At 35.5% G+C, this 5,671-nt stretch carries 6 protein-coding genes; 4 read left to right on the top strand and 2 right to left on the bottom strand.

Annotated elements, in window-relative coordinates; translation table 11 throughout:
• Positions 1-290: 290 nt before the first annotated feature.
• Positions 291-1,346, top strand: coding sequence for an alpha/beta hydrolase (locus Q0791_RS24145; protein ID WP_299011817.1), 1,056 nt, complete (start codon positions 291-293; stop codon positions 1,344-1,346).
• 111 nt (positions 1,347-1,457) lie between these two features.
• Complete coding sequence (locus Q0791_RS24140; protein ID WP_299011816.1) at positions 1,458-2,081, top strand: LON peptidase substrate-binding domain-containing protein; 624 nt, start codon at positions 1,458-1,460, stop codon at positions 2,079-2,081.
• Positions 2,082-2,112: 31 nt separating this feature from the next.
• On the opposite strand, the gene Q0791_RS24135 is transcribed toward Q0791_RS24140, so the two are convergent.
• Positions 2,113-2,442, bottom strand: coding sequence for a hypothetical protein (locus Q0791_RS24135; RefSeq protein WP_299011815.1), 330 nt, complete (start codon positions 2,440-2,442; stop codon positions 2,113-2,115).
• A gap of 122 nt (positions 2,443-2,564) precedes the next feature.
• Between Q0791_RS24135 and Q0791_RS24130 the strand changes: the two genes are divergently transcribed.
• Positions 2,565-3,485 carry a pseudouridine synthase gene (locus tag Q0791_RS24130; RefSeq protein ID WP_299011814.1) on the top strand — a complete coding sequence of 307 codons (921 nt, stop codon included), beginning with the start codon at positions 2,565-2,567 and terminating at the stop codon, positions 3,483-3,485.
• A gap of 2 nt (positions 3,486-3,487) precedes the next feature.
• Here Q0791_RS24130 and Q0791_RS24125 read toward each other — a convergent pair whose 3' ends face one another.
• The gene (locus Q0791_RS24125) at positions 3,488-4,480 is read right to left on the bottom strand and encodes an NAD(P)-dependent oxidoreductase (protein ID WP_299011813.1); all 993 of its coding nucleotides are present in this window, start codon (positions 4,478-4,480) and stop codon (positions 3,488-3,490) included.
• A gap of 557 nt (positions 4,481-5,037) precedes the next feature.
• Here Q0791_RS24125 and Q0791_RS25325 point away from each other — a divergent pair.
• Positions 5,038-5,601 (top strand): DUF2306 domain-containing protein, encoded by a 564-nt coding sequence (locus Q0791_RS25325; protein WP_366942502.1) that lies wholly within the window; start codon positions 5,038-5,040, stop codon positions 5,599-5,601.
• Positions 5,602-5,671 lie beyond the last annotated feature (70 nt).

Raw genomic sequence — 5,671 nt, 5'->3', positions numbered from 1 at the left:
ACAGCATAAATGCGCCTTGAATTGAAAAGCCTGAGAAGCTCTGAATTGATCATCTATATAATGGAATTGGTATAATGTCGATTTGACGATACCATTTGAAGTTAGAATGACGTATGAGTATTAAAATATTTTGCTTAGATTATTACTCTATAAAGCGCAGTGAAGAGTCGAATTGTTTTCATGTGATAGGGTAAAATACTTTGTAAATATTGATTTTGAATTGAATGACTTTATTGATTTATTGTCATGACTTTTAATTATACCCGTATGTTGGAATAGGGAGTTATACATTGTCATCTCTGCGCTTTATTGCTGGCCCTACTGCATTTAAAACAATAATGGAGAAAGGGCTTAATCCTGATTCTTTTACGCAAGTATTTGCGGCATCAGGAGGGCCAAAGTGGTTAGGTATTGCCTGTTTAGATCGTTATATTTTTGGGGAGTTCTTTAAGCAAAGAACGTCTCCTTTATATACCATAGGCGCCTCATCGGGAGCATGGCGACTAGCGAGTTTAGCGCAGGAAAATCCCATCAAGGCGCATCAAAATTTAGAAAACCTTTATATTAATCAAGTTTATGAAGGTAAGCCTTCTCCAGATGCTATCACAAAGAAGGTGACTGCGATTATTCGTGAGTTACTCGGTGCTCATAAAGGGGCTGATATCATTGATCATCCAGTGATTAAGAGCCACTTTGTCACTTGCCGCGCTAGACATTTAAATGCTGGCAGTAATCGTATGGCCTTAGCTGCTGGGCTTGCTGCAACAGCGGCGAGTAATTTGTTAAGTCGAAAGAGCTTAGGCTGGCATTTTGAGCGGTGTGTTTTTGGTGTAGATGATTTTTCTTCACCTTTTTGCTCGCTACAGGATTTACCCAGTAGGCATATTGCACTTCATTATGAAAATATTGATCATGTGTTAGTGGCAAGTGGCGCCATTCCTTTGATCTTATCTCCTGTTAACAATATTAAAGGGGCGCCAAAAGGGAAGTATTTTGATGGTGGGATCACTGATTATCATTTTGATTTACAACTCAGTGAAGCAAAGGGAATGACAATATATCCACATTTTCATTCGATAATAAAGCCAGGTTGGTTTGATAAATCTTTAGCTTGGAGAAAAGCCAAGCATAATTATGATAATGCCTTGATCCTCGCGCCGACAGAGAAGTTTATTGAGCGATTACCTTATGCTAAGTTACCTGATAGGCGCGATTTTAAATCTTTAGATACAAAGAAGAGAATTCAATATTGGAAAAATGCAGCGATAATGAGCCATGCTTTAGCTGATGATTTTGATAACGTTATTAAGTCGGGGACCATTGCGAATAAACTTGAACGACTTTGACGTAGTTTTTCAATAAAGCTAGGTCTAGCTGCTACACTTTATTGGAGATACAGCTGCTACACTTTATTAAAGATACGGCAGCTTACTTGCCCATTGTATGGGAAAAGGCTTATGCATACAGAAGAAATGGTCATACTTACCCGTGATGCTTTACTCTTACCACTGGGAAGAATAAAAGTGAGGATCGTTGAGCCACATTATTTAAAAATGGTGGCAGCAGTGCTCAAAGGAAAGTATCCATTAATATTTGGAATGCATAGAGTGCATGGAAAACTGCCCTGTTATCCTTATGGGACTGAGTGTGATGTTATTGACTTTAATCAACAAAAAGGGGGTGCGCTAGAGTTGGTTTTAGAGGGTAAGCAAAAAGTTAAAATCATTTCTGCTGTTCAACAAAAAGACAAAATTTGGCTTGCCCAAGCTCGTCGTTATGATAATTGGGTATCAGAGTCTATTACGGAGCAATATGAAATTCTCAGTGCAGCGCTAGAGCATTTTTTTCAGGCCAACGAAGCATTATCAAAATTATATACACATATAAATTTAGAAGATGCCACCTGGGTTAGTCAGCGTTGGCTTGAGGTCTTGCCGCTTTATAATAATGAAAAATTGAGATTAGTCTGCCAACCCAATTGCCATCGCACATTAGATTATGTTTTTAAATTGATCCAGTCACATGTGAATAATCAAGATAATAGCAGTCTAAGCGATCTTGATGTCAAAAAAATGCGTTAAACTGCAAAGCCTTAATCTTGATATGAGGTCGTTAATGTATTCTTAAAGACTCAGCATAGGGACGTGTGTTTATACAGTTAGCACTTTCTGTATTATCATAGCCGATTGTGACTTGTGCCCCCGTTGTTTTTGCCGCTAATAACATTGAATAATAACGGTCAAATTGCTTATCAGTCAGATTGTCCGATAACGCAAAAAAAGTACCAGAACAGGGGCTATCTTCAGGCATTGAGGCGGTGTAGAAATAGAGTAATTCACTGTTATAAATTCGAATAGAATTAATTGTAGTGGTGTGGTTAGCGGTATATGATGCAGCACAGTTGGTCGTGATTAAAAATAAACTCAGTAATAACTTTCTCATTATTGTTTACTTGTTGTTGACTTGTGGCTTTTTATTGTAACATTCGTGTTTTGTTGTGTGAAGGCTTCTATTTTTTGTAAATATTATTTTTTTCGTGTTTTGTTGGTAGTGAGTATCTATTCATGTCGTTAAGCGTTCGTGCAAACCAAGCTTCTTATATTGTTCTTCCTGAAACTGTGACCGATAAAACAAGCGTATTTGATTTTTTAGTGTGGCACTTTAAGCATATTCCCGCTGATGTTTGGCATCAACGTATCATTGAAGGCAAAGTCCATTGGCGTAATGGTGATTTGATTGACATTGAATCGCCTTTTATTCCTCGTGAAAGAGTTTATTATTACCGTGAAGTTGCGCAAGAAAGTCTTATTCCTTTTAAAGAAAGCATATTGTATCAAGATGAGCAGATTGTTATTGCTTATAAACCGGCTTTTTTGGCCGTAAACCCCAGTGGGCAATTTGTTAATGAATGCTTGGTCAATCGGCTTAGAAAGCGTACTCAGAGACCTGATTTAGTTGCGGCGCATCGTTTAGATAGGGCGACGTCAGGTTTGATGTTACTGTCTTTGAATAAAGCGACGCGCCATGATTACCATCAATTGTTTAAAACGGGCAAGATCATTAAAGAGTATCATGGGTTAGCCTATTTAACGCCTGAATTATTGAAACAATATCAGAATGGTGTACTGGTTTTGCCTATGCATTGGACGGTAAAAAATTGCATGGTAAAAGGAGAGCCGAGCTTTTTGATGAAAATCATTGATGGCGAAGCAAATACGCATTCGATAATCAGTTTGATTGATATTAAGCAAGGAGTGGGTTTATTTTTATTGAAGCCGATAACAGGAAAGACTCATCAATTACGTGGTCATATGCAAAGTCTGGGTATGAGTCTGATCAATGATACCTTGTATCCGACTTTACAAGATAAAGCGCCTGATGACTTTGATCGGCCGTTAAAATTAATGGCCAAGCGTTTATGTTTTACCGATCCTATTACCAAGATAAAGCATGATATTAGCTGTAAAGGATTTGAGGATTTTTGATGTTAAATCCAGTGTCTGGATTTATAATCTTTAGCTGTTTCTATAATGGTTTGTTGTAAATCACGTGAATAGATAAATTGAGTCATTTTTTCAATTTTTGAACCATCGCAAACCCAAGTATTTGCTGATATCTCCAAGTATTTATCAGGTGTAAGTCGAATATTAATTTTATATAGTGAATTAATCATGCGAAAAATGTGAGATAAGGCTTTTAACATCAAATTGGGAATAAATAAGCTATTGATTTTTTTGTTAAAACAAATATCGTTAATAGTATTAACTAACTCATTGAGTGTGAATGTTTCAGGGTGTGATACTAAATATATTTGATTAGGCTTTGTTTTATTAACCGTTACATGAATAATAGCTTCAATGAGATCATATACATTGATGAAGCTGTATCGTTTGTTTTTAATCTGGGAGCCTGCGCCGATCACTATCCCTTTTTTTACCATTTTGAAAATGTCTAACACGGCTTTATCACCGGGACCGATTACCATTGGGGGCCTGATGATGGTATAGGTCCAATTTTTGGGGAGCACTTGTATAACATAGTTTTCAGCCCTTAGTTTTGATTGACCATATTGGCTTATGGGTTGTGGAAATGTGAGTTCTGTTGGCTGTGTTGGGTGATCTGGGCCAAGTGCTGCAAGGGAGGAAATATAGATATAGTGTAACCTATTATATTTTTTTGATAGCAATGTGATTAAGTGATTTGAAGATAATGTATTGAAAGAATAAAAGTCGTTAGAATTGTAACTGTGGATAACGCCTGCTACATGAATGACAGCATCTAAATGTGGCGGAAGCTTATCAAACCATGACCAATGATTGTTGAGATCTAAATTTCCGAGGAGTATTTTTCCTGGAAGCGCTAATTCTTGATATTTTTGTATTGTTCTAGTTAAGCAGTATATTTCATGTCCTTGAGAAAATAATGCTCTAACAAGGTGTTGTCCTATAAAACCTGTAGAACCTGTAATGAATATTACCATGGTTTATTGTTCTGTTTAGTGAGAAAGTTTAGGGCTGAGTTGATTGCTTCTTTGTAGCATAGACCTTTTTTGAGTTATTGAGAAAGAGATAGAGCTCTTATTTTGATATGTTATCAGATATTAGGAAAAGACATTGATCTAACATCACTTTATTTAACAATCACATCTTCTCTACGCTTGGTCTTTAAAAGGTAAGTCGTTAGCGATGCCTTGTTATTCACGAAGGAGTAAACTGAATGAACTTGGTTTTTTAAGTCGGCAGGGCGCGCTGATTTATCATATGACCGAAAGCAGAGGAAATACGGATATGGTCATAGAGACGTTAAAGCATTTTATCAAAATACACGATAATTTTTAGTTAAGCACTTAGAACATTTTTACTTGCAAAAAGGCTAACGTTGGGATAGCGTTAAGATATTGTGTGTTTTGCGTGTTGTAAATGATGCTTAATTTTTTCATTATTTAATGACTATTGATATAATTAGTTAATATAAAAATTATGAATAAATATATAAAGAAAAATATAAAAACTCTCATGGGGATATATAGATAAAAGAATGATAAAGAAAAGTCTTACGCCAAATGTGTATATATTTATTATTATACTAGCCACTTTGTCTAATGTATCATTCATTCCTGAGATAAAATTATATTTAGCTCAAAAACAGCATGAGACCATTGAATGGTCTCAGTATAGTTCAGTTGTTGATATATTTGACTTATCGATAAAAATAAATCACATCGTTACTGCGCATGTAATCATTGCTTTATTATTATTAATATTGATGATGGTACAGTTTATTTTTATTCCATTGATAAAGAAACATAATATTAATTGGAATCTCCATCGTTATATGGGGAGGGGGATTATATGCATTGTGCTACCGATGTTTCTAGTTACCTCTATGATTTCAAGTTATTATGTTTTGAAAACACCATTTAATAGTGCTTTATTTTTAACGTACGATGTTGGATTGTTATTTACTCTATTTAAAGCTTTTTGGTGTATAAGGCATAAAGAATATAAATCACATGTTGATGCAGTTTTTGCTGCATATGTAATACTGTGTACACCAGCGATGTATAGATTTGTTTTATTTTTTCTATCATTAACGGCTTAGGTGTCCCCTTATATAAAGCAGCCACATCAAGGGTTTTGAGGTAAAATACTCCAAACAACCATAATAAGCT

The organism is uncultured Shewanella sp. (assembly GCF_947495455.1).
GTDB lineage: Bacteria > Pseudomonadota > Gammaproteobacteria > Enterobacterales > Shewanellaceae > Shewanella.
Note: the sequence above shows the minus strand (reverse complement) of the source record. Positions and strands in the feature narration are given on the sequence as shown.